This is a genomic window from Cobetia sp. UIB-001 (assembly GCF_044789135.1).
Classification (GTDB): domain Bacteria; phylum Pseudomonadota; class Gammaproteobacteria; order Pseudomonadales; family Halomonadaceae; genus Cobetia; species Cobetia amphilecti.
Window position 1 is genome coordinate 2484801 of the sequence record NZ_CP058244.1, and the last position, 24154, is coordinate 2508954.

Consider the following 24154-nt stretch of genomic DNA (forward strand, 5'->3'; position numbering starts at 1 on the left):
CCACCACTCGATCAGGCGGGTGCAGAGCAGGCGTTGCGGGTAGCCGGGGCATTGCAGACAGGTGCCGGGCGAATGGAGGCGGGGTCTGCCAGCGCGGCCACCACGGATCTGACCTGCTGATAGCCGGTGCGCATCAGGAAGGTCGGCGCTCTGCCGTAACTCTTGATGCCGAGGATGAACAAGCCTGGCTCGGCATGCAGCAGTTCGGCTGCGCCGTGTTCCGGCACCGACCCGCAGCTGTGCTGGTTGGGGTCGATCAGCGGCGCAAGCTTGATAGGGCTCTGCGTCGCGGGGTCCAGCGAGACACGCAATTCAGACAGCAGCCCCAGAGACGGGCGGAAGCCGGTGGCCGCGATGATGCGATCCACCGCTGGCAGCCGGTGTTCGCCACTTTTTACGACCCAGCGCCCCGCTTGGTGTTCGATCGCCTCGACGGCCAGCCCGGTCACTACCTCGATCCGGCCTTCCTCAAGCAGCGCCTTGATGCGCAGTTCGAGCGCCTTGCGCTCCTCCAGCTCATCATTGGGCGCCGGGCGGATGACCTCCTCGATATTGGCGGAGCGCACACCCCAGACGATTCGCATCCCCTCTTCGTGGTCTGCCAGCGCAATCAGGTCCTGCAATGCATTCAGCGCCGAATGACCGCTGCCGATCACGAGTACCGACTTGCCGGCATACTCAGCCGCTTGTGTGCCGCGAATGTCCGGCACGCCATAGGCGATGACTTCGGCCGCCGCTTGCTCACCAATGGCGGGAATGCCATGCGCGCCGATCCAGTTGGGGGTCTGGTAGGTGCCGGAGGCATCGATCACTGCGCGGGCCTGCACATCGCGCGGGCCGTCAGGGCCCTCGACGCGCAGCACGAAGGGCGCCTCATCGCGTCCGCCACTGCGCAGCACATCATGCTGTTGTCGACTGACATGGGTGACGCGGCTATCGACATGCAGCCGCGAGCTGATCGACGGGTGCGCGGCGAGCGGTGCAACATAGCGGTCGAGAAACTCTGCCCCGGTGGGATAGGCAGCGGCGTCCGGGGCGCGCCAACCCTGTTCCTGCAGCAACTCGGCCGCTAAAGCGTCGATATTCCATGACCAGGGCGAGAACATGCGCACATGCCCCCAGCTGGCCAGGTTGGCGCCTGCGTGTGCGCCCGACTCGAAGAGAATCGGCTCCAACCCTGCCTCCAGCAGATGGATGGCGGCGCTCAACCCTATCGGCCCGGCGCCGATGATGGCCACCGGCAGGCTTGTGATATCACGACTCATGGCAGTCTCTCGCAGCAATATGTTGTCAGTGACAACAAACCTAGTATCCCTCCACGCCAATGTCTACTCCCAGGCGCTCAATCAGTCACCCAGGCGCTGCCGCGCGGCAAGGGTCAGCTTGTTGAGCAGTGTCACTGCGCCCTCCACGACCTCCGGCGACAGGCCCTCGATCATCGAGGCCTCTTCCGCGACCAGCTCGGTGTGAATCTGCTGGTACAGCGCCCTGCCCTCCGGGGTCAGCGAGAGCTCAACGGCACGCCGGTCCTTGGGGTCTTCGATCTTGCGCACATAGTGCTTGCGGATCAGCGAGTCGGCGACCCGGCTTGTCGTGCTCTTGTCGAGGTACATCTCGTCCGCCAGCGCCTGCAGTCTCAGCGGTCCGCGCTTGACCAGCGTCTCCAGTGCATAGCATTGAGCGACGGAGACGTTGTGGTGGCAGATGCTTTCCCTGTCGCGAAACTGATGGACACGGATGAGCTGATTGACGGCTTCGTACAGTACTTCTGCTTGATCCACTCTGGTGCCTCACGTGACGGTGGTCAAAAAGGGGGACGTGGCTTGCCACGATAACCGAGCACGATAAAAAGCGCACCGATATCCGGCAGCCCTTATCCAGCAACCCTTATTGAGCAATCCTTGTCCACCAACCCTATTGGCTTGCACGTGGCAATGCCTTGCGCGAGCAACTCAATCGCGACCTGTCTCCCCGATACGACGCCAGCAGACGCTGCAGGCAAATATTGTGCAAGAATCTTGCAATTCATTATTGAGAACGATTAGCATTGCCAGACGCAACATATAACTATTCAAAGCAAGGGATATCACGTGCACCTCCGCCTCCATCCGCTTACCGCAGCCGTCCTCTCCGCCAGTGCGTTGACCCTGAGCCTCTCGGGCCACGCCTCGGCGGACGACATGTCCACCCTCGTCATCAGCGAAGACCGTCTCGAACAGAATGTCGTGATCAGCGCTGAAGAGATCGATCAGCGTCAGGCACGCGACCTGGAAGACCTGTTCCGCGCCGAACCGGGCGTCAGTGTCGGCGGTGGCATCGCCATCGGCCAGAAGGTCTATGTACGCGGCCTGGAAGACACTAACCTGAACGTCACCATCGATGGCGCGCGTCAGGGCGGCTACCTCTTCCACCATACCGGCCGATTGACCATTGACCCGGCCCTGCTCAAGCAGGCGGAAGTCGATAAAGGCCCCGCGACCGCCGATGATGGCCCGGGCGCGCTTGGCGGCAGTCTCCGCTTCGAGACCAAGGATGCGCAGGACCTGCTCAAGCCCGGTCAGGACCTGGGCGCGCGCGTCTCCGTCGGCACCGAAAGTGCAGCGGATGCCACCTCCGGCACCACGGCGTTCTATGGTCGTCTGGGGGAGAATCTTGGTCTGATGGGATATGTCAGCGGCCGCAACAGCGATGACTATGAAGTTGGCGGTGGCGGTGAGCAGGAACAGACCGCAGGCCAGCAGCGTGGCTACCTGCTCAAGATGTCACTGCTGGACGTCAATGATCAGGACCTGCGCATCAGCGCCGAGCGCACCACCGATCACGGCACCTATTTCACGCGTCCGCACATGCCGAGCTTCAGCAGTCAGCAGCCGACCTATCAGGAAATGGAGCGCGAGACCTTCACCGTCAATCATGCCTGGCACCCGGGCAATGACCTGATCGACACCAGAACCACCCTCTATCACACCACCCAGGAACTGGATCGTGTCGAGGCCGGCAGCACCAGCCGTTCCCGCGAATTCGGCGCGGATGTCCGCAACACCTTGCGCCTCAAGACGGGTGACGTGGCACATGCGCTGACCACTGGCGTGGACTTCTATGATCAGGACACTCGTCGCTCCGATGACGCAGGCAGCGCCGGCCCCAACAACGAAGACACCTCACGCAACCTGGGAGTCTACGCCCAGAACCGTATGACGCTGGGCCCGTGGGCCCTGTCCGTTGGCGCGCGGCTGGATGATTACGACAGTGATTACGGCGAGGCGGGCAGCGTCAGTGGCAGCGAGGTCTCCCCCAACGCGATTCTGAGTGTCGATGCCACTGACAACCTCACCCTGCATGCCGGCTACGGCGAGGCCATTCGCGGTGCCAAGGCACGTGAAGTGATCCTGATCGGCGATGACGTCACCATCGCGGAGGGGCTTGAGCCGGAACGCGCTCGCCAGCGCGAGATCGGTCTGGATTGGCATCAGCGGGACGCCCTGATGGCGGGAGATCGCCTCGGCTTCGCGCTGACCGGCTTCCATACCGATATCGAGAACTATCAGGCCTATGATCGCGGCAGTGATCCAGCGGTGCTCTACAACCTGGAGGGCGAAGTCGAGAGCCGTGGCTATGAAGCCAGCCTGAACTGGGGCGTGGGCGGCTACGACACGCGCCTGGGCTACGCCAAGGTGGTGATGAAGAACAACGACGGCGACCCGCTGGGTGACGAGATGAACATCGGCGCCTCCACCGGCGACAAGTGGACCTGGGATCACCAGTACCGCTTGCCAAACCACAACGTCACCCTGGGCTACACCCTGAACGCGGTGGAACGTCTGGAACGTGTGGCAGCAGGCGACGAGGAAAAGCCGGGCTACGTGACGCACGACATCCGCGCCCAGTGGACACCCGCCTCATATCAGGACCTGACCCTCACACTGGCGGTCAACAACGTGTTCGACAAGCGCTACAGCGACCACAGCAGCTACCTGCTCAGCAGCGGTGACAGCATGCTGGAGCCGGGCCGTGACATCCGCCTGGGTGCCAGCTACAGCTTCTGACCCAGTCCCTGACTTCACGAAAAGCCCGCGATCAGCTGACGAAAAAATGCCCCACAGGCCTGGCCTGTGGGGCATTTTTCATGGCGCGCATATCAGCCCAGGTAGAATGGAGTCCAGGTGTCAAGCCGGATAGAAAGGCCAGATGATGGGCAGCAATACGACGCTGACCAGATAGCCCACGACCACCAGGGGCAGGCCCGCCTTGACGTAATCATTGAAGCGATATCCCCCGATCCCCAACACCATGGTGTTGGCCGGCATGCCCAGCGGCGTTGCAAAGGCGCAGGAGCCGCCGATGCAGATCGCCATCAATACCGCACTGGGGTCAGCGCCCAATCCCACCGAGATCGCACCGCCGATAGGGGCCAACAGGGCTGTCGTGGCCGTATTGGACATGAACTGCGAGAGACCCGCGGATATCACGAACAGCACACTGAGCAACACGCGCGGTGATGGGGCTTCGCCCAGATAGGCGACCACGTGCTCCGCCATCATCGTGCCCAACCCCGTCTTCTGCATGGCGATGGCCATGGGCAGCATGCCTGCGAAGAGGAAGATGACGCGGGAGTCGATGGCATCCAGCGCACGGCGCTCCTTCATGACACCCGTCAAGACCAGCAGCAGCGCCCCTGTGACACCGATGACATGCATGGGGAAACCGATCACGTCATCGAAGACCATCGCCAGAATGGTGAGCACCAGCACACCCAACGCCAGGTACTGCTTCCAGAGCGGTGCCATGGTCGGTTGCTCGTCATACATCTCGACCCCATCGCCGCCGGGACGATCCGGCAGGAGCTTGTAGCCGATGGTCAGGAAGTACAGCAGGCCGAAGATCATCATCGGAATGCCGATCATCGCAAAGGAGAAGAAACCGAAGGACTGAGCGCCATCGGTCATCTTGCTCAAGGTGCTGTCGACGATCAGGTTACCCGGTGCCCCGATCAAGGACAGATTGCCGCCCATTGCGGAAGCGAAGGCGAGCGGCATCAGAAGCTTGGAGCGGCGAATCCCGGAGCGACTGGCGATGCCGACCACCGCGGGGATCAATACGGCAGCCGTGCCGGTATTGGACAGAAAGCCGGACAGAATCGCTGTTACCAGCATGATGGCCAGCAGCAGCTGTCGCTCTGTCTTGGCGAAATGCGTCACGATGCCACCGATACGATTGGCCATGCCGGTTTCGAACAAGGCACCGCCGACGACGAACATCGCGCAGAAGAGAATCACGTTCTTGTTGATGAACCCGGAAAAGGCTTCCTCTGGCGTGAGGATGTCGCCCAGCACGAGACTGATCAGTACCAGCATGGCAGTCAGGGCAAGCGGAATCTTTTCCGAGACGAACAGTACGATCGCGACCATGAGAATGGCCAGCGTCAGAAGTTGCGCGTCCATTTTATTGTCCTTGTGGTTGGAACCTTCACGCGCAGGGGGCAGGCATGGCGTTCCTGCCCCCTGGATGCTGCAAGAACTGCGTCAGGCGATGGCGGCGCTCTGACGAGTCGCGCGAACCCGTTCACAGACGGCATCGGTGATCTCGCGCGTGGTGGCGCTGCCGCCCAGGTCTGGCGCATGCAGACCCGAAGCGACCACTTCTTCAATGGCGGTCATGAGGCGCTTGGCCAGTGCCGTCTCACCCAGATGCTCCAGCATCATGACGGCCGTCCAGAAGGCGCCCACCGGATTGGCGATGCCCTTGCCGGTGATATCGAAGGCAGAGCCGTGGATAGGCTCGAACATGGAAGGGAAGGTGCCTTCCGGATTGAGGTTGGCGGTCGGGGCAATCCCCAGGCTGCCGCTCAGAGCCGCAGCGAGATCGGAAATGATATCGGCATGCAGGTTGGTCGCGACGATGACGTCCAGCATGTGGGGCTTGAGCACCATGCGAGTCGTGATGGCGTCGACCAGTTCACGCGTGATCGTGACGTCCGGGTAGTCCTTGGCGACTTCGAAGAAGATCTCGTCCCATAACACCATGCCGTGGCGCTGGGCATTGGACTTGGTCACCAGCGTCAGATGCTTGCGCGGACGGGACTGCGCCATTTCAAAGGCGAAGCGGTGAATGCGCTCGATGCCCTTGCGAGTGAAGATCGAGACTTCAGTCCCCACCTCCTCCGGAAGCCCCTGGTGGACACGGCCGCCATTCCCGGAGTATTCCCCTTCACTGTTCTCGCGAATGATGACCCAGTCGATATCCTCCGCCTGCTGCAGACGGCTGGTGATCCCCGGGAAAACACGGGCGGGGCGCACATTGGCGTACTGATCGAACCCCTGGCAGATCTTGAGACGCAGGTCCCACAGCGAGATATGATCCGGCACCTTTTCACTGCCTACGGCGCCGAAATAGATGGCATCAAAGGTCTTGAGCTCCTCGATGCCGCCATCTGGAATGTACTGGCCAGTCTTGAGGTAGCGCTCGGAGCTCCAGTCGAAGTCGACGAAGTCGAAGGTGACATCGGTATTGTCTTCCGCCAGCACTTCCAGCACACGCTTGCCGGCTTCGATGACTTCAAGACCGATACCATCGCCCGGGATGACTGCAATACGGTGGCTATTCATGATGTAGGCTCTCTTGTCATTGGGGTGGGTGAATCAAGGCGTGATCACACACTAGCCAGCGAGCCACCGAGCCGACAATGCACTAGCATTCACAACACCTTCAACCAGGAAGTTGAAAATGCAATCGCTCACAGAACTCGATTTCTTCCTGACGCTCTGTCGGGAAGGCAGCATGTCCAACGCCGCCCGCGTGCTGGACATCAGTCCGGCAGCCGTCAGCAAGCGACTGGCAAACATTGAAAAAAGACTCAAGATTCAATTGTTTAACCGCAGCACGCGCTCCATGAGCCTCACGCCCGAAGGCCAGATATATCAGCGCCATGCGGAACAGACCTTGAGCCAGGTGCTGGAGATGGAAGAGCAGCTTTCCCGCCATGAGGGGCAGGTAAGAGGAAGACTAAAGGTGAACGCCCCGCTGGGCTTCGGGCGCAAGTACATGGCGCCCATCATCTCGGGCTTCGTTCAGGCATATCCGCAGGTCGAGGTGACATTGCATCTTTCCGACATCCCGCACGCCATGGTCGATGGTGCCTTTGACGTCGCCATTCGATTCGGCGAGCTGCCTGATTCCAATCTGCATGCACGCAAGATCGCCTCACATCGCCGCATCGTCTGTGCCTCTCCGCATTACCTTGCCCGCCATGGGTGCCCGCAGCATCCCGATGAACTGGCCAACCACGAATGCATCACCCTGCATCAGAATCGGGACTCATGGAGCATCTGGAAATTTCAGGGCAGTGAGGAAACCTGTAGCGTCAAGGTGGGCGGCAGCCTGTCCACCAATGATGGGGAAAGCGCCCTTCGCTGGGCCCTGGATGGCCGCGGAATCGTGCTGCGAGCGGAATGGGATGTGGCGCCTTGTGTCGAGGCGGGAGAGCTCAAGATCCTGTTCGAGGAGTATCAATTGCCCAATGCCGACATCCATCTGGTCTATCAACATCATGCCGTGCTGCCGCTTCGGATCCGCCATTTCATTGAGCACACCCAGGACTATCTGGCCCGCCATCCCTTCAAATGACGCACGGCTTTCTGCAGGGCCAAAGCTTCATTGCGACAACGAAATGCCCTGATGCAGGCGCGCATCAGGGCATTGGGGAAAGGCAGCTCATTCACTTGCTCAGAGACCTCAAGGCGATCACAGAGGTGGCGTGATCACGCCCCTTCCGCCTCGGCGTCCTGCTGCTTGGCCAGCTTGTGACCGTCTTCTGACTGGCCGATCTTCCAGTAGCTGGAGACATAGAAGTGGGACTTGGGGATCTCATGCACCTGTTTGAGGTGCGCACGCAGCGCTCGCATGCTGCCGAATTCACAGGCCGCCCAGACAGACACCTGACCCTCCAGGCTCGGCAAGGAGGCGATCTTGTCCAGCAGCGGCTGGCCGCTCGGGTCCGGTTGCGCATTGATGACCCAGTGCAGCTCGATGCCGGCCGGATGCTCAAGCGCCTGGATATCGGCTTCGCTGGCCACCTCGATGACGGCGTGGCCGCGCGCGTCTGCCGGCAGCTCGGCCAGATTGACGCTGATCGCCGGCAAGGCCGTCATGTCACCCGCCAGCAGGAACCAGTCGGCTTCCATGTTGATCAGCTTCTTTGGCCCCGGGCCGCCGATGGTGATGCGGTCCCCCGGCTGGGCGCTGACGGCCCAGGCAGATGCCGGGCCGGCGTGGTCGTGCAGCGCGAAGTCGACATCGATCTCGGTCGCACGCTGATGACGAATGGTATAGGTGCGCATCATCGGGCGCTCGCCTTCCCCGCGCGGAAACACCAGTTTGATATAGGCGCTCTCCTGCCCCTCGGGGATGGAGCCGATATTCTCCCCGCCCAGGGTGACGCGCAGCATATGCTCCGTCACCGGGGTGGAACGAATCACTTCAAGCTCTCGCATTGCGGGCTTACCCATCTTGCGCACTCCTCTGGCAAACGCCTTCAAGTTGTTCAGCATCGCGTGCTTCACACTCGCTTGTATTGTGGATCATGGCAGATGCCATTTTCAGGAAGGTGGCGACCTCCTCATCGCTGAGGTCTCCCGCCATCCGCCGAGCGGTCTCATCTTCCAGGGCTTCAATCTCTTTGAGCATGTCGTGGCCCGCCTCGGTGGGGGCGAGAAACAGGCTGCGACGGTCCTGCGGATTTTCCGTCTTGATGATCAATCCCGCCGTCATCAATTCATTGAGCACCCGCGTCACGCGCGCCTTGTCCTGCCCCAGATGCTGCACGATCTTGTGCGCCGTGCACTCGGAGGTACGGCCAATGCCCTTCAGCACCCGAATGTGCGTGACAGGCAGATCAAGCTGGTAGCGCTGGATGCCCAGACGAAGCTGCCTGCGATAGACATGCATCAGCTGATGCAGCACATCATTGAGTGATGCCTGACTCATGTGTCACTCACCATATGGTTGGTATAGGTCAACTATATTGGCAGATGGTTGATACTGTCAACAAAAATATGATCGAGAAGCATTCTCATCTTAATGCCTAAAATCTCATATGCCTATCACGCTTCTCTCCACTGCCAGGCGCGCTTTCGGCAACTCTTGCTGCGTGACATGGTGACAGCGAGCGGGAACCTGCTAAGGTCGAAGGCCACACATTCCTGACGCCCACGAGAGGCATCGATGGCTGAACTCTGCCTGCTGTTTGATTCCGATGGCACCCTGGTTGATAGCGAAATCCTCCTCGCCGAGGCCATGTCCAGCACCCTGCCCCGCTATGGTCTGCCGTTTACCAGCGACCGCTACATGAACGAGTTTCGCGGCATGCGTTTCATGAGCATCGTGCGCACGCTGGAGGCAGCCCATGGCGTTCTGGAAGAAGCGCCCACACGGCGCATGGAAGGCGAGATGCGCGCCCTGCTGGAAGAGTTGATGAAGGCACGCCTGACGGCGATGCCCGGCATGTCAGCCGCCTTGATGGAGCTTGAAGGCTACCCCTGTGGCGTGGTGTCCAACGGGCCGGAGCGTAAGGTGCGTCTGGCGCTCGATACCACACGCCTGGCGCGCTTCTTCGATGGCCATATCTACAGCGCCTATACCCTGGGCGTGTGGAAGCCGGACCCGCGCATCTATCGACTCGCGGCCGAGCAGATGGGCTTTTCGCCATCACATTGCGTGGTGATCGATGATGCCATCGTCGGGGTACAGGCAGGGCTGGATGCCGGCATGCAGGTCATCCACTTCGCCCATCACGACGACGGCCATGAAACGCCGCGTGGCGCACTGCGCATGCACCATGCGCGCGAGCTGCCGAGACTGGTGGCGCAGATTTCCCAGAAGCTCGCTGCGCAGTACTAGAAGCTCGCGGCTCAGTACTAGACGTCGTCGCGCCTTCTCCCTCAGTTCCCGCACCATGCCCCCGGCTCGTGAAACCCCGTCTCATGACATCCCGCAACGAGAACCCCGCAGCGAGAATCCCGCCCCTGAGGCGGGATTTTTCATGCCTGGCGCACAAGACAGGCTGCTTGTGGTGTGACTCGCTTTGCCTGTTGTAGCCACCAGCACTCCCGTTCGCGAATGCCGCAAGCCTCCCTCTCCTGCCGAGACGAATAGGCAAGTTTTAGCGACTATAGCGCCTATATATCACTCTCCTCGATACTTATAGTGTCTCTACAGCAAACACGCACCAGACTCGCAAGGCTCGCAGGATACGACCGTACGCAAAGCCAGACGCAGCTCTCGTGCGCGCCCCTGACGTACCCCAAGCGCAACCGTCGCACACCTGCCATCAGGATCTTGACCATGACTCGCAACACCCCATTTGGCCCCAAGGGCTGGACCCCGGACAGAATCGGCTCGCTCGTCGGCAAGACCTATCTCATCACCGGCGCCAATAGCGGCGCGGGCTTTCAGGCGACGCGCATATTGCTGAGCAAGGGTGCCGCCGTCGTGATGCTGAATCGCAACCCGACCAGATCAGAGGCGGCCATCGCGGCGCTGCAAGAGGAGTTTGGCCCCACGGCGAATGTCAGTCATATACGCATGGATCTGGCGGAGCTGGCCTGCGTACGCAGCGCGGCCGCGGAAGTGCTGGAGAAGGTCCCGCAGATCGATGCCCTCATCTGCAATGGCGCCATCGCTCAGGTTTCCCGACAGCAACTCACCGTCGACGGTTTCGAAAGTCAGCTGGGCGTGAATCACTACGGGCATTTCCTGCTGTGCGGGCTGCTGTTCGAGCGTATCGATGCCTCCAACGGGCGGATCGTCGTGGTCTCCAGTGAAGGCCACAAGATGGGCCTGAAAACCATCCAGTTCGATGACATGAACTGGGAGCACAACTATCACCCGAACAAGGTCTATAGCCACAGCAAGCTGGCACAGATGATGTTCGCCTATGAATTGCAGGACAGGATTGAGGCCGCAGGTCGCCAGGTAAACGTCTTTGTCTGCCATCCAGGCGCGTCCAACACCTCACTGATTCGTGACAACGCCAATCTGGCGACTCGACTCAGCTGGGCAGTGATGGTGAAGACGGGCATGGCGCAGACAGCCGAGAAAGGCGCTTACCCGGAAGTCATGTGCGCCACCGAGGAGACTCTCAGGCAGCGGGCCTACCATGGCCCGACGGGGCTGATGAATTTCGGCGGGCCGGTGGGCGAGTGTGAATTGGGGGCATTCGTTCTGGAGAAGAGCGTCATGACCCGACTGTGGCAAGTCTCGGAGAAGGCAACGCAGTTGAGCTGGTCGATTTGACCTTGAGCCGACCACCGACCTTCCCGCCACCTTCAGGGAGGTGAATCCCATGAATGTATCACTGGTAGTGACAGGTCTTCTGATGATGATTCCGAACATGTCGTTTGCCAACAACCTTTACGACGAGATCATCCAGCCGGAGACCTCGATTCAGGACAGTGAAGGCAATACCTATCGCAGCGTGAAGATCGGCGCTCAGACCTGGCTTGCCGACAACCTCAGAACGACTCGCTTTCAGGATGGCTCGCCTATCCGGACGGCATTCATCCCTGAGGATGACCCCGACAACCTGCTGTCATATGGCCGTCTGTATGACTGGCATGATGTCAGTGATGCTCGCAATCTCTGCCCGGCGGGCTGGAGAGTCGCCTCGGATGAGGACTGGAAAGCGCTGGAACGCGCCATCGGAATTGCAGAAAAGGAGATCGACTCGACGGGCTGGCGTGGCGATGATGATATCGCCATCACGCTCAAGGCGGCTCAGCCCGACTCCCTGTTGACGTCCTTCGATCAGGCGCGCATCAATCTCACCGGCTTTTCTGCCAGGCCGGCTGGCGTGAAGTGGAAGGGCTGGTATATCACCCAGGGCGCCTACACAGAATTCTGGACCCGCAGTGAGGCGACGCCGACCAAAGCGTTTGCCAGAACTCTGGCCTACTCCTGGTGGAATCCCCACAAGGGCGAGATCCGCCGAGCGACACTTGGCAAAAGTGGCATGTTCTCGGTGAGATGCGTAAAGGACTGATCAGGGCACAACACTGGGGTAATGGGAGGGGCACAGTCGGTAGTGATATAGGCGCGAGGAGCGCTTGAGCAAGGACTCTGATCCGCTGAGTCAGCCCGATTGAAGACATTCGGGCGTCAGCGATTGAACGCGTGATTCAACAAGAATCCTTGCTGAAGGGTTCCTGCCGATTCCGGGAGCAAGATGACATCGTCATGGTCAAGCGTCTTTCCGCAAATGGCGGGCTTCACGTTATTGTGTCGTGCTGATCATTGCTGGCTGGCAGCTAGCGCTCAGAAAGACTCGACCATGATGTCACGCACACTCCATCCCGGAGGTGATATCGGCGGTCAGGCGCTCTCGCTCAAGGCATGCTCGATGCGGGTGGCAGGGACACTCTTGCCGGCATCATTCACGAAATCCGTCGCGTGATTCTTGTCTTCAATGGCCCACTTGCGAGCATGTCCGCGGCTGCCTTCTTCACTCAAGGCATGCTGCACTCTGCCTGCCGCCACGCTCATGCCGCTTTCCACATAGACTTGCGTGCTGCGCTCGGCCGGCTGCGCCTGCCCCATGATACGGCTCTCGCTCAACGCCTCACGGACACGGGTGTCGCTTTCGCCGTTGTCGGCAAATGCCGCATTGCTCGCAGCACACAGCGCAGCTGTCACACACAGTACTTTCATGGCTTTCATGATGTCACTTCTCGTCTTTTGCGTTGGGTTGGTCAGATCTGCAAGACTTGCGATTTTATGAACGTCAGATTGATAGAACTCAAGATTGATGGAACGTAAAATCGATGGAACCTGAAATCGATAGAACCTGAAATCGATAGAACGTAAAGTCGATAGAACGTCAGGTTGGTGGCGCCAAGGGCCTGTGAGCCAAGCGCGTTGTCAGCCGATAGATTGCCCGAACAGGCTTCACTGGCCACCCTTGGCCACGCCTGACCTCACATATTGAACTTCACCAATGTCACGATACGTGACAGGCCCTGGGCCGCCGCCAATGACTGCGCAGTATTGCCACGCGCATCCTGGATCGAGGGGTCCGCACCTGCCTGCAGCAACAGTTTGATGATGTCTTCATTGCCGAACAGGGACGCCATCATCAGCGCCGTCTGGCCACTGTAATTGCGATGATTCACATCACAGTCGGTATTGGCGATCAACCATCTGGCTGTCTCGTCAAAGCCGCGAAACGCCACGCCCATGAAGGCATTGCTGCCCTTCTCATCGAGTGCACAGGCGTCAGCACCGGCAGACTTCAGTAGCGCCAGGGTGTCGGTATGCCCGTAGTAGGCCGCGAGAATGAAAGGGGTATAGCTGCGTGAATTGGTGACCGAGAGATCACCGCCCTGCTGAACATATTCACGGATCGCGGCATTGTCGCCATCGCGTGCGGCGTCAAAGATATCGATGTCGCCAGCCGCGACAGCCTGCCCCGCCATCACCATCATCAGCAGACTGGCCAACACCGCCAGCCATCTTCTGCCCAGGCCGTGTTGCTGCCCGATGGGGTCTGTGGCTCGCATCGTATGCATCTTGCGCTCCTCTCTCATCTTTCGCTCGTGATGCGCACATGTTGAGCTCGTCTTGCACTCATGTTGCGCTCGTGTGCCGGCCGGCAGAGGAGCGCAAGCTCCCCTGCCGGGTGAAACAGGTCCGGGACTTCCGGACAGCGGTTGATCGCGATCGCATCACGCTTTTCTTCATACGCTTTGCTTTCAGCCGCTGACTCAGATGTCTCAGTCCTCGATCAGCTCTTCCACGTCGTCCATGTCGACGTCTGCCACCTTGGCCAGACGCTCACCGTATTCGTGGTCGGCCTGGTAGAAGTGGCTGACCATGATCTCGCGGATCTCCTCGTTCTTGACCTTGCCCAGGTCAGTCCCCAGCGCCTGGATCAGAGCGTCCTGGTCCTGCTCGGAGAAGGAGCGATACAGCTCACCGGCCTGAGCGAAGTTCTGCTGCTTGCCGATCGGCTGCTGCTGGGTGGTGCCATTCAAGGTGTAGCGCTTGTACTCGTACTGGCTGTCATCCACCAGCGAGTCGGCGTTGCGGCTCGGCTGATAGTTGATGGAGCCGGAACGCGGCTTGGAGTAACCCGCGCCGTCCTGATGGTTGTTGTGCACCTCATTCTTGGGAGAATTCACCGGCAGCTGCATGAAGTTGGCTCCCAGGCGATAACGCTGGGCATCGGCGTAGGCGAACAGACGCCCCTGCAGCATGCGGTCTTCGGAGGGCTCGACACCCGGCACCAGGTTGGCCGGCGACATGGCCGCCTGCTCGGTTTCCTGGAAGAAGTTGTCCGGCGTACGATTCAGCGTCAGCTCACCGACCTTGCGGGCAGGAATCAGGTCTTCCGGCCACATCTTGGTGGTATCGAGCGGATTGAAATCGAAGCTGTTCAGCTTGCTGGGATCCAGAGTCTGGATATAGAGATCCCAGACCGGGTCATCGCCGGCATCCAGATGGGTGTAGAGGTCATCGGTCAGATGGTTGAAGTCGGTGGACTGCACCTTGGCGGCTTCTTGCGGCGTCATGCCGTGGTTGCCCTGACGCGACTTCCAGGTGAACTTCACGTACTTCCAGTCGCCTTCGGCATTGACGAACTTGAAGGCATGCACGCCGGAACCATCCATCTCACGCAGGCTGGTCGGAATCCCCAGCGGCGAGTAGAGGTAGGTCAGCATGTTGGTGCTTTCGGGGATATGGCTGAAGAAATCGAAGTAGCGATTCGGGTCCTGCAGGTTGGTACGCGGGTCCGGCTTCAGCGCATGGATCATATCCGGGAACTTCATCGCATCGCGGATGAAGAACACCGGGAAGTTGATGCCCACGATGTCCCAGTTGCCCTGCTCGGTGTAGAACTTGACGGCGAAGCCACGCGGGTCGCGCAGGGTCTCCGGCGAGCCCTTGCTATTGATCACGCTGGAGAAGCGCACGAAGACCGGCGTCACCTGGCCCTTGTCCTGGAAAGGTGCCGCGACGGTCAGGTCGGTCAGGTCCGCGGTGGCACGGAACTCACCGTAGGCACCGGTACCGCGAGCGTGGACGACACGCTCCGGAATGCGCTCGCGTTCGAAGTGCGCCAGCTTCTCCAGTAGGTGGTGGTCCTGCAGGAGTGTCGGGCCGTTCGGGCCGGCGGTCAGGGAGTTCTGGTTGTTGCCGACCGGCGCACCATTGGAGCGAGTCATCACTTCCTGCTGCGCCAGACTGCTGGCAGAAAGGCCCAGCGCCATCACGGCCGTCAGGGTCTTCATGGGAAAACGTACGTTCAGCATCTCGCAAATTCCTCGTTAAATCAGGGAGTAACGGGGCGAGGAGTATTGGCGAGAAGTTCCCATAGCAAAAATAAATAATAACTAACCAGGGAATAGCGAAAACCTAACGTGTTGCAATATAAGCACCATTTGATTCATCCCGCCAGCGAGGAACCCGAGGTGGCGTCCGCCACGACGGCCACGACTTTCTGCATGTTCATGCATACAGGTGTCGCGCTGCTGCGGTTTTCAGGTCAGATGCAAACTTCACCGTCATCAATCGCCCAGCGAGAGACCGCCAACCCAAGGCCTGAGGGCCAGCCGTTCAGGCCAGGATTGTTGCGTCCTGTCATCCAATCCGCGCGGCTCAAGATACTCGGTGCTGGCCGTCGCCCACCTCGAATACGAAAGGATGAAGGCCCACCATCCGCGCGCTCCCCCCTTTTTTGCCTTGTCGTCCGCTGCCGTCCGCCTGTTGCTGAGAGCCTACTGTTGAGAGCCTACTGTTGAGCGCCTCTCGACAAGCGCTATAGGACTTGATCGCCCCTGCCAGAAATGACAAAGAGAAATGACCGAGAGAAATGAACGAGAGACATGGCCGAGCGAAGGACCGGGCATGGTATGCCTGAGCCAGGCCAAACCTGCGCCCTGTCAGGCGTTTGCATACGCCAGAAACGACAAGGGCCCCTCATGTTGAGGGGCCCTTGTCGTGAAGTCCTGCGACGTATCTTTCAGTGCATGGCGCGGTTACGCCTGGCGATTCGTCTTCTTCGGCTTGCGCTGGAAGGCAGGCATGTCATCGATGACCAGTACCGGATTCAGCTCTTCCTTGGGGAAGTCATTCTTGAGCCAGCGCAGCATCGAGAGCGCCAGAATCAGCATCACCGGAATCATCGGCAGCGCCACCACGATGGTCGAGGTCTGTACCGTCTGCAGGCCACCCAACTGGATCAGCGCAACGCCGACGGCCGCGATCAGGAAGGCCCAGATCAAGCGGAACGAGCGCTTGGGCTCCTGATACCCGGACAGCTTGCGTGAGGTCACCGAGGCCAGCACGTAGGCCGAGCTGTCCAGCGTGGTCGCCAGGAAGATGAAGCACAGCAGGATGAAGGCCACCGTGACCAGCTTGGCATACGGCAGGGTCTGCAGAATGCCTTCCACCGCCAGCGGGATACCGCCGCTGTCCAGCAGCGCCTTGATGTCCAGCGCGCCGCTGATCTGCAGGTCCAGCGCGTAACCGCCCCACACCGCGAAGAACACCCAGGTCCCCAGCGAGCCGAACACCAGCTCCGCGATGATCAGCTCACGGATGGTACGGCCGCGCGAGATACGCGCCACGAACAGACCCACCATCGGCGCGTAGGCGATCCACCAGGCCCAGTAGAAGACGGTCCAGTCCTTCCAGAAGGTGGAATCCCCCGCCGGGTCGGTCCACAGGCTCATCGGGATGAAGTTGCCCAGGGTCTTGCCGAGACTGTTGACGAAGCCTTCGACCATGAACTGCGAGTCACCGACGATGAAGGTGAAGGCCAACAGGAAGATCGCCAGGATCACGTTGACGTCGGAGAGAATCTTGATGCCCTTGGCCAGGCCGAACCAGACACTGGCGGAGAACATCGCCGTCCAGATGCACAGCACCGCGACTTCCAGCCCGAAATTGGCTTCCATGCCGAGGATACCGCTGACCAGCTGTGACACCAGAGGGACCGCCAGCCCCAGCGAGGTGCCGACGCCGCCGACGATCCCGAACACGACGATGGAATCCAGCAGCACGCCCCAGGCACCATCCGCATGACGGCCCAGCACGCCGCGTGAGGCGACGGACAGACGCACGCCATCACGCTTCTTGACGTACATGGAGTAGGCGATCGGCAGGCCCGGCAGGCAATAGAAGGCCCACGGCGTCAGCCCCCAGTGGAACTGACCGAAGGCCAGCGCCCATTCCGCGGCTTCACGGCTCTTGGCCGCCACGTGATAGGCCGGCGAAGTGTAGTAGTAGATCGGCTCGACCCACGCCCAGTTGACGATCGCGATCCCCATCCCGCAGGTGAAGATCATCGCCACCCAGCTGAAGTAGGAGAAATCGGGCGTGTCCTCTGCCCCGCCCAGTCGGACGTTGCCGTAGCGGCTGAAGGCCAGCCAGATGAGGAATCCGACGACGCTCAGGCCGGCCACTAGATACAGCCAGCCGAACTTGCCGGTGGCGAAGGAGAAAGCGGCATTGATCAGCGCGGTGCTGGCATCCGGGAACAGGATGACCGGGCCGATGAAGGCCAGGATGACCAATACGGCTGGGATGAAGACACGCGGGTCCAGATGATCGCCATCACTGGCGGGGGGAACTGCTTCTTGCACGACTACCACCTTAGTGAGAAAGCCCGAGCAAGAGGGGCGAGACGTCGCTCTTGCTCGGGCAGTTCGCTGTATTCAATAATTTTTCGTAATGAAAAGAGCGCGGTATTATACATTTTTTTATTCCACGCGCATTATACTTTCCCGGCAACCGCGGGGAGCATGAATCGCGACACGGTATTTTCTCATGCAAACATGAATTTCATTCATCAACCTCGCGCTGAGCACTCCATCTCCCCGCGCTCTCCTCATGCCTTCTTCGCGCCCTCCTCGACCAAGTTTCCACCAGACGCGAACAGGCCGCCGACACGTCAATGTCGGCGGCCTGTGGTTCTCAAGCGCTCATGAGCGGCGACTGTCACGCAGAAGCCAGCACCTGACGCGGCAGTCTTTCCGCCCCTTGCTTCGCGAGGGTCTCGCCAGCCGATGCGCCACTATCATGAGCCGCATCATCCACGTTCACCTCGTGTCACAAGACGCTCAGCGCTTGAGCACTTCTCATGCGCGGGAAGCTGCCCCCTTCCAGCTCAGGGTCAGACAAGCCGGTCTTGAGCGATCAGCACTGGCTGACGTACTGGGTCTTGATATAGGCATCCAGCGCTTCGATGCCCCCCTCGACGCCATACCCGCTATCGCCCCATCCCCCGAGCGGCACCTCGGCAAAGTGCGCCGGCACGTCATTCACGCCGATCGTGCCCGCATAGATGTTGTCCTTGAAGAACTGCTGACGCGTCGGGTCGTGCGTGAAGACATAGGCCGCCAGGCCGTAATCGACGCTGTTGGAAAGCGCGATGACCTCCTCATCCGTGCGGTAAGGCGTAATGGGCACGACCGGGCCGAAGATCTCGGTCTTCATCAACTCGGACTCCGGGTGCACATTCGTCAGTACGGTCGGGGCGAAGAAGAATCCCTTGTCGCCCAGACGCTTGCCGCCGACTTCCACCTTGGCACCACGATGGCAGGCGTCATCCACCAGGGCCTGCATGGCATCCAGACGACGGATGTTGGCCAGGGGCCCCATCTGGGTACCCGCCTGGCGGCCATCACCGACATTCAACTCGGCGGCAGCGGCGGTGAAGGTCGCCACGAAGCGCTCATGGACACTCTCGTGCACGAAATAGCGCGTCGGCGAGACACAGACCTGACCGGCGTTGAAGAACTTCTTGGCCACCAGCATTCTGGCGACGCTCTCCACGTCGCTGTCCTGCGCGACGATGACCGGCGAATGGCCACCCAGCTCCATGGTGACCGGCTTCATGTACTCACCGGACTTGGACGCCAGCAGCTTGCCCACCGGCGATGAGCCGGTGAAGGTGATCTTGCGCACGGCAGGATGCTCGATCAGGCGCGAGGAGATATCCCCCGGCTTGCCCAGCAGCAGGTTGATGGCCTTGTCCGGGACACCGGCATCCAGCAGGGCCTGCACGAGTGCGATCGACGAGCCCGGCGTCTCTTCCGCCGGCTTGAGCACGCAGGAGCAACCCGCCCCCAGCAGCCCCGCCAGCTTCTTGGCCGTCAGCACGACCGGGAAGTTCCACGGCGAGAAGGCAGCGACGACGCCCACCGGCATCTTGCGAATCTCGATGCGATTGCCCGGCGTACGGCCCTGGATCAAGCGCCCGGCGATACGACGCGCTTCTTCACCGCCCCACTCCAGGAAGTCTGCTGCGCGTTCGATCTCACCCTCTGACTCCGCCAACGGCTTGCCCTGCTCCTGGGTCAGGATGGCCGCGATGTCCGACTTGCGGGCGCGCAGCAGATCGGCAGAACGCTTGAGGATCTCACCGCGCTTCCACTGCGGTACCGCCTTCCATTCCTCGAGCCCCTCTTTGGCGGAAGCCACTGCGGCGTCGATATCCTCGGCGCTGGCATGCAGGAACTCCCCGATCACCGACTCGTTGGCCGGGTCGATGACCTGCTCACGAACGTCGCTGCTGCCGTCGGTCCAGTGTCCATTGATCAAAAGCTTGTAATTGTTCATGGCGTCCTCTTGGTGACATCTAGCTCGCTGATGACGGCCTGAGCCGGCCATAGCGAAGGGATTATGACGTGTGTGAAATCACGTGCTGCGTGAACTGAAGGTTTGCGTGAACTCATGGGCTTGCCTGACTCAGCGCGCGATACCTGCCGATTGCGGTGCAGCTTCCGGCGCCGCTGAACCGGCCTTGAACTTGCCTTTCAACCAGTCGATGAACATCGCCTCACCTGGCGTATGGGTGCCATTGGCCGGCTCGAGCACATAGAAATCCTCGACGCTGGCGACTTCGCCGCCCGGAACCTTGACCAGCTGACCGCTGGCCAGGTGGTCACCGACCAACGAGTCCAGTGCCAGCGTGACGTAAGGCCCATTGGCGGCCAGCTCATAGGCCAGCAGATTGTTCTCCACCGACAGGGCCGGCTGGCAGCTCTGCAGGGGGATGCCATTCTGGTGGGCCCACTCTAGCCAGCCGGTGCGATTGCCCATGATGGCCACCAGTGGATGCGCCAAGACGTCTTCCAGTGAGGTGATCCGAGCGGCCAATTCGGGCGAGCACACGGGGTAGGTGGTGTCCCGGCTCAGGCGATGGCAGTGATAGCCTGCCCAGCCGCCCTCGCCGTAGCGAATCTCGACACCGGCGCTGCTCTGATCGAAGTCCGACAACCAGAACCCGGTGTAGAGCTCGAAGGAGACGCCCGGACACAGGGCATGGAATTCATGCAGGTGGCGGGTGAGCCAATGCTCCACGAAGGAGTAGTTCGCCCGCACCGTGACCGTGTCGCGTCGATCACGGCCGAACATCTGATCGGTCGCGTTCGAGATGCTGTCCAGCGATACCTTGATGACGTTGTAGTAATGGCGTCCCACATCGGTCAGCGCCACGCCCTTCTTGCTGCGGATAATCAACCGCTTGCCCAGATACTCTTCCAGCGACTTGAGCTGCTGGCTCACCGCGGATTGGGTCACGCTGAGGCGTTCAGCCGCCAGCGTGATGGAACCGGCGTCGACGACGGCCTTGAAGATGAACAACCAGTTATGGGGAGGGGGACGTTTCATCGCTGCTTCTCTGCTGCCTGCCTGGACCATGCTCGAACCTGCCGATTTCGAGCCTCGATACCCCGTCGCTTCCTTGATCGGGGCCGCGTGCCTGGCATCCTAACGCTCTCGCCTGACAGGCACGCGGCATTAAGACCACTCTCAGACTTTTTCCACCGGCTTGAGCTTGATCTTGACGCTCTCGAAGTCCGCATCGGCGTGCAGATAGCGGAAGGTGGAGATCATCATCGCGATCATCACGAACACCAACGGCAAGGCGACGATGATCGAGGCAGTCTGCAGACTCTTAAGGCCACCCACGAACAGCAGTGACAGCGGGAAGATGGTGATGACGAAGCACCAGAACAGGCGATTGCTCTTTTCAGGCTCCTGCCCTTCGCCCAGCTGGCGCGAGGTGGCACAGGCCAGCACATAGGCCGCCGAGTCAAAGGTGGTCGCCAGCAGCACGATGCCGGAGATGACCAGCGCGATCAGCACCAGGGCAGCGCCGGGCAGCTGATTGAAGACCTCGATGACCGCCGCCGGCGCCCCCGCGGAATTGACCAGCTCTGCCACCTGCAGCTGACCGGTCATCTGCAGATCCACCGAATACCCTCCGACCACGACATAGAACAGCGCGGTGCCGGCGGTCCCGAAGACCAGCATGCCGACGATGACTTCGCGGATGGTGCGCCCCTGGGAGATACGCGTCACGAACATGCCCATGAAGGGGGCGTAGGCGATCCACCAGGCCCAGTAGAAGACGGTCCATGCCTGCGGGAAGCCGCCCTTGGCCACGCTGTCGGTCACGGTGCTCAGCTCGAGGAAGTGCTGCAGCGTATAGCCGACGGAATCAAAGCCCAGGCTGATGATGAAGTGCGTCGGGCCGACCAGCAGGATGTAGGCCACGATGGCCAGCGTGACGACGGTGGAGAAGATACTCAGTCGCTTGATGCCCTTGTCCAGCCCGAGACCGCTACTGATGGTGAAGACAGCGGTGCAGACCAGAATGATGGCGATATCCAGCTCCACCCCCGGTGTCAGGCCGAAGACACTCGCCAGCGCAGTGCTGATCATCGGAGTGCCGAGCCCCAGCGAGGTGGCGGCGGCGCCCAGCATGCCGAACAGGAACAGGTAATTGATCGCGGTGCCAAGCGGTCCGTCCACCAGCCCGCCGAGAGCGCCACGACAGGACTCGCTGAGGTTGTAGATGTGGGTCTGGCGCACATAGAAGATGTAGGACATCGCCACGGCGGGGACGCAGTACATGGCCCAGGCGGAAGGCCCCCAGTGGAAGATGCCGTAGGCCTGCCCGATGGTGTAGAGCGCGGGGTCCTTGGCGTCCATGCCCAGTGGCGGCCAATTGAAGTGGAAGCCCCATTCGGTGCCCGCCCACAGCATCAGCCCGGTCGCGTTGCCGGCCAGGAAGACCATCATGATCCACGAGCTCTTGGAGAACTCGGGCTTGTCGGTCTGGCGGGCGCTCAGGCGAATGTCGCCGAAGCGCGAGATGGCGAGATAGACCAGAAACAGCATGCAGGCGAGCGGCATGCCCAGGAAGACGACGTCGAAGTTGCGCGTCATCCAACCGAAGATCATGTCCATCGACTGCTTGCCCTGCTCGGGGAACAGGATCAATGGCAAGGCGACGGCGGCGACGATCAGGATGCTGATGATCTGCATTCTGCGATTGCTGTTGGACGGCGCGGAGGCAGATCTCTCCTGCGCGCCCTTATCAGAGGCGGCGTAAGACATGGCGTTATCCTTTTTATCGTTATAAGTGCATGGTGCTGTTGAATCGGCGTGGCGAACGCTCGGCCTGAATGCGGGGTGGGCTCCTCGGGTTGGCGCGCCCGAGGAGTCCGAGCCGATGCCCGGCAGGCATGGCGATGGCGCTTCGCAAACATGGCTCGTCGTCTCGCGACGTATTCCTCAAATCCTTTCTTTCAAATTCTTTTGTTCAAATCCTTTTTTCAAATCCTGTAGTCATGACCTGTCTTTCAAGCTCTGGTCCTTTAGCTGGCGCAGCGGGTCAATCAGCCCGGGCCGACGTCGTCATGCGATCGACTATGGTGGTCGCCATGCCCAGGTAGGAGGCAGGCGACAGCACGGTGGCCAGCTGCTCCGGACTCAGGTGGCCGGTGACGGCCGGATTGGCGCACAGCGCGGCATGCAGCGAGATACCGTCACGCTGCGCGTCACGGCAGGCCGCATAGACGACATCGTGGGCTTCCTGACGCCCCATGCCCTTGGCCAGCGCCATCATCGCCGATTCGGCCACGATCAGGCCCTGACTCAGCCCCAGATTCTTCTCCATCTGCTGCGGGAAGACTTCCAGCCCCTCGAGCACGAAGACCGCCTGGGAGACCGCGCAATGAGCAAGCACGAAGGCCTGCGGGAGACCGATCCATTCGGCATGCCAGGGGCCGGTTGCGCGTTCGAAATCGGCTTCCTGGGCATCCATCAGCAGCGCGGCCGCCTTCTTGACGCCCATGTTGCAGCCACGAATCACCTCGCAGGAGATGGGGTTACGCTTCTGCGGCATGGTGGAAGAGGCTCCGCGGTCCTTGACGAACGGCTCGGACAGCTCGGCAATCTCATCCATGCACATGATCATGATGTCGAAGGCGATCTTGCCCAGCGCTCCGGTCATGAGCGCCAGATGGCAACCGGCTTCGGCAAAGCCATCGCGGGTCGCATGCCAGGGCACCTGCGGCGCATTCAGCCCCAGCTCCTCGGCGAAGGCAGAGGTCAGTGCCTCGGCATTGTGCTCGATGGAGGCCAGCGTGCCGGCAGCGCCCCACAGCTGGGCATTCAGCACCCGCGGCTGCATCTCGCTCAGGCGGGTACGCGCTCGGCGCACGCCGTCCAGCCAGATGGCGGCCTTGTAGCCGAAGGTCACCGGCAAGGCATGTTGCAGATGCGTGCGCCCCGCCATCACCGTCTCACGATGCTCTCGTGCCAGCGCCGCCAGTGCCTGCTCGACACGCTCAAGGTCGCGATCGATCAATGCCAGACCTTCACGTATCTGCAGCACGGTGCCGGTATCCATGATGTCCTGGGTCGTCGCCCCCCAGTGCACATAGCCACTGGCCGAGGAGCCGGCGGCTTCGGACAGTTGACGCACCAGTCCCAGTACCGGATAGCCCACGATGCCGGCGTCACGTGCCAGGCGCGGCATGTCGACGCGCATCTCGCGCGCGGCGTCATCGATCTGCTGGCCTGCCTGGGCAGGAATGATATCGAGCCGTGCCTGGGCGCGCGCCAGGGCGGCCTCCGCCTGCAGCATGGCGGTTACCCGCGCCTCATCATTGAAGACGGCCTGCATGGCCTCGGAGTGAAACAACGGCGCGAAGAGTTGTGAGTCGGTAATGGAAGCGGTCATGACGATGTCCTGGCGGCTCCCCGGAGACAGGGAGCGCTTGATGGGCCGTGCAGGGGTCTCCCCAGTCACGGATCATTGGCTGAGCGGCTGGCGAATGAAGAAGCGGATAGAAGCGAGTGGCAGCGA

The 24154-nt window shown here is 60.9% G+C and carries 19 protein-coding genes; 5 read left to right on the plus strand and 14 right to left on the minus strand.

The window, feature by feature from the left end; all coding sequences use genetic code 11:
* Positions 1 to 11: 11 nt before the first annotated feature.
* Both HA399_RS10350 and HA399_RS10355 read right to left on the minus strand, forming a co-directional pair.
* Positions 12 to 1265 carry an FAD-dependent oxidoreductase gene (locus tag HA399_RS10350; RefSeq protein ID WP_404324893.1) on the minus strand — a complete coding sequence of 418 codons (1254 nt, stop codon included), beginning with the start codon at positions 1263 to 1265 and terminating at the stop codon, positions 12 to 14.
* Positions 1266 to 1346: 81 nt separating this feature from the next.
* A complete protein-coding gene (locus HA399_RS10355; RefSeq protein ID WP_404324894.1) occupies positions 1347 to 1781 on the minus strand; it encodes a MarR family winged helix-turn-helix transcriptional regulator in 435 nt (144 codons plus the stop codon).
* A gap of 309 nt (positions 1782 to 2090) precedes the next feature.
* On the opposite strand from HA399_RS10355, the gene HA399_RS10360 reads away from it, so the two are divergent.
* Positions 2091 to 4046, plus strand: coding sequence for a TonB-dependent receptor domain-containing protein (locus tag HA399_RS10360; protein ID WP_404324895.1), 1956 nt, complete (start codon positions 2091 to 2093; stop codon positions 4044 to 4046).
* Between the two features lie 120 nt (positions 4047 to 4166).
* On the opposite strand, the gene HA399_RS10365 is transcribed toward HA399_RS10360, so the two are convergent.
* Together HA399_RS10365 and HA399_RS10370 are read right to left on the minus strand one after the other, a co-directional pair.
* Positions 4167 to 5441, minus strand: a complete 1275-nt coding sequence (locus HA399_RS10365) for an SLC13 family permease (protein WP_192839317.1) — start codon at positions 5439 to 5441, stop codon at positions 4167 to 4169.
* Between the two features lie 81 nt (positions 5442 to 5522).
* Entirely contained in the window at positions 5523 to 6605 is a 1083-nt protein-coding gene (locus HA399_RS10370; RefSeq protein WP_192839318.1) for a tartrate dehydrogenase, read from the minus strand.
* 118 nt (positions 6606 to 6723) lie between these two features.
* Here HA399_RS10370 and HA399_RS10375 point away from each other — a divergent pair, with 118 nt between their 5' ends.
* Positions 6724 to 7623 (plus strand): LysR substrate-binding domain-containing protein, encoded by a 900-nt coding sequence (locus HA399_RS10375; RefSeq protein WP_404324896.1) that lies wholly within the window; start codon positions 6724 to 6726, stop codon positions 7621 to 7623.
* A gap of 134 nt (positions 7624 to 7757) precedes the next feature.
* Here the strand turns inward: HA399_RS10375 and HA399_RS10380 are convergent, their stop codons facing one another.
* Positions 7758 to 8504 carry a siderophore-interacting protein gene (locus HA399_RS10380; protein WP_404324897.1) on the minus strand — a complete coding sequence of 249 codons (747 nt, stop codon included), beginning with the start codon at positions 8502 to 8504 and terminating at the stop codon, positions 7758 to 7760.
* Entirely contained in the window at positions 8497 to 8943 is a 447-nt protein-coding gene (locus HA399_RS10385) for a MarR family winged helix-turn-helix transcriptional regulator (protein ID WP_404324898.1), read from the minus strand. Before HA399_RS10385 ends, HA399_RS10380 begins: the two co-directional genes overlap by 8 nt.
* Before the next feature lie 276 nt (positions 8944 to 9219).
* Here HA399_RS10385 and HA399_RS10390 point away from each other — a divergent pair, with 276 nt between their 5' ends.
* From HA399_RS10390 to HA399_RS10400, 3 genes are all read left to right on the plus strand, one after another.
* The gene (locus HA399_RS10390) at positions 9220 to 9894 is read left to right on the plus strand and encodes an HAD family phosphatase (protein ID WP_054557124.1); all 675 of its coding nucleotides are present in this window, start codon (positions 9220 to 9222) and stop codon (positions 9892 to 9894) included.
* A gap of 444 nt (positions 9895 to 10338) precedes the next feature.
* On the plus strand, positions 10339 to 11289 hold the full coding sequence (locus HA399_RS10395; RefSeq protein WP_404324899.1) for an SDR family oxidoreductase: 951 nt from the start codon (positions 10339 to 10341) through the stop codon (positions 11287 to 11289).
* 49 nt (positions 11290 to 11338) lie between these two features.
* Positions 11339 to 12034, plus strand: a complete 696-nt coding sequence (locus HA399_RS10400; RefSeq protein ID WP_404324900.1) for a fibrobacter succinogenes major paralogous domain-containing protein — start codon at positions 11339 to 11341, stop codon at positions 12032 to 12034.
* A gap of 329 nt (positions 12035 to 12363) precedes the next feature.
* On the opposite strand, the gene HA399_RS10405 is transcribed toward HA399_RS10400, so the two are convergent.
* The 8 genes from HA399_RS10405 to HA399_RS10440 all read right to left on the minus strand — a co-directional run bounded on the left by HA399_RS10405 (position 12364) and on the right by HA399_RS10440 (position 24028).
* Entirely contained in the window at positions 12364 to 12708 is a 345-nt protein-coding gene (locus HA399_RS10405; RefSeq protein ID WP_404324901.1) for a hypothetical protein, read from the minus strand.
* 257 nt (positions 12709 to 12965) lie between these two features.
* On the minus strand, positions 12966 to 13556 hold the full coding sequence (locus tag HA399_RS10410) for an ankyrin repeat domain-containing protein (RefSeq protein ID WP_284891926.1): 591 nt from the start codon (positions 13554 to 13556) through the stop codon (positions 12966 to 12968).
* 204 nt (positions 13557 to 13760) lie between these two features.
* Complete coding sequence (locus HA399_RS10415; protein WP_404324902.1) at positions 13761 to 15299, minus strand: catalase; 1539 nt, start codon at positions 15297 to 15299, stop codon at positions 13761 to 13763.
* Between the two features lie 726 nt (positions 15300 to 16025).
* The gene (locus HA399_RS10420) at positions 16026 to 17633 is read right to left on the minus strand and encodes a BCCT family transporter (protein WP_054557121.1); all 1608 of its coding nucleotides are present in this window, start codon (positions 17631 to 17633) and stop codon (positions 16026 to 16028) included.
* Positions 17634 to 18186: 553 nt separating this feature from the next.
* Positions 18187 to 19611, minus strand: a complete 1425-nt coding sequence (locus tag HA399_RS10425) for an NAD-dependent succinate-semialdehyde dehydrogenase (RefSeq protein ID WP_404324903.1) — start codon at positions 19609 to 19611, stop codon at positions 18187 to 18189.
* 129 nt (positions 19612 to 19740) lie between these two features.
* A complete protein-coding gene (locus tag HA399_RS10430; RefSeq protein ID WP_404324904.1) occupies positions 19741 to 20664 on the minus strand; it encodes a LysR substrate-binding domain-containing protein in 924 nt (307 codons plus the stop codon).
* A 141-nt stretch (positions 20665 to 20805) separates the two neighbouring features.
* Complete coding sequence (locus HA399_RS10435) at positions 20806 to 22326, minus strand: BCCT family transporter (protein WP_404324905.1); 1521 nt, start codon at positions 22324 to 22326, stop codon at positions 20806 to 20808.
* Positions 22327 to 22675: 349 nt separating this feature from the next.
* The gene (locus HA399_RS10440; RefSeq protein ID WP_404324906.1) at positions 22676 to 24028 is read right to left on the minus strand and encodes an adenylosuccinate lyase family protein; all 1353 of its coding nucleotides are present in this window, start codon (positions 24026 to 24028) and stop codon (positions 22676 to 22678) included.
* Positions 24029 to 24154: the final 126 nt, after the last annotated feature.

Bases quoted from the DNA above. Each gene is read 5' to 3' on its own strand.
- HA399_RS10350 (WP_404324893.1), bottom strand. From the start codon at position 1,265: ATGAGTCGTGATATCACAAGCCTGCCGGTGGCCATCATCGGCGCCGGG.
- HA399_RS10365 (WP_192839317.1), bottom strand. From the start codon at position 5,441: ATGGACGCGCAACTTCTGACGCTGGCCATTCTCATGGTCGCGATCGTA.
- HA399_RS10370 (WP_192839318.1), bottom strand. From the start codon at position 6,605: ATGAATAGCCACCGTATTGCAGTCATCCCGGGCGATGGTATCGGTCTT.
- HA399_RS10375 (WP_404324896.1), top strand. From the start codon at position 6,724: ATGCAATCGCTCACAGAACTCGATTTCTTCCTGACGCTCTGTCGGGAA.
- HA399_RS10380 (WP_404324897.1), bottom strand. From the start codon at position 8,504: ATGGGTAAGCCCGCAATGCGAGAGCTTGAAGTGATTCGTTCCACCCCG.
- HA399_RS10385 (WP_404324898.1), bottom strand. From the start codon at position 8,943: ATGCATGTCTATCGCAGGCAGCTTCGTCTGGGCATCCAGCGCTACCAG.
- HA399_RS10390 (WP_054557124.1), top strand. From the start codon at position 9,220: ATGGCTGAACTCTGCCTGCTGTTTGATTCCGATGGCACCCTGGTTGAT.
- HA399_RS10395 (WP_404324899.1), top strand. From the start codon at position 10,339: ATGACTCGCAACACCCCATTTGGCCCCAAGGGCTGGACCCCGGACAGA.
- HA399_RS10400 (WP_404324900.1), top strand. From the start codon at position 11,339: ATGAATGTATCACTGGTAGTGACAGGTCTTCTGATGATGATTCCGAAC.
- HA399_RS10405 (WP_404324901.1), bottom strand. From the start codon at position 12,708: ATGAAAGCCATGAAAGTACTGTGTGTGACAGCTGCGCTGTGTGCTGCG.
- HA399_RS10410 (WP_284891926.1), bottom strand. From the start codon at position 13,556: ATGCATACGATGCGAGCCACAGACCCCATCGGGCAGCAACACGGCCTG.
- HA399_RS10415 (WP_404324902.1), bottom strand. From the start codon at position 15,299: ATGCTGAACGTACGTTTTCCCATGAAGACCCTGACGGCCGTGATGGCG.
- HA399_RS10425 (WP_404324903.1), bottom strand. From the start codon at position 19,611: ATGAACAATTACAAGCTTTTGATCAATGGACACTGGACCGACGGCAGC.
- HA399_RS10430 (WP_404324904.1), bottom strand. From the start codon at position 20,664: ATGAAACGTCCCCCTCCCCATAACTGGTTGTTCATCTTCAAGGCCGTC.
- HA399_RS10435 (WP_404324905.1), bottom strand. From the start codon at position 22,326: ATGCAGATCATCAGCATCCTGATCGTCGCCGCCGTCGCCTTGCCATTG.
- HA399_RS10440 (WP_404324906.1), bottom strand. From the start codon at position 24,028: ATGACCGCTTCCATTACCGACTCACAACTCTTCGCGCCGTTGTTTCAC.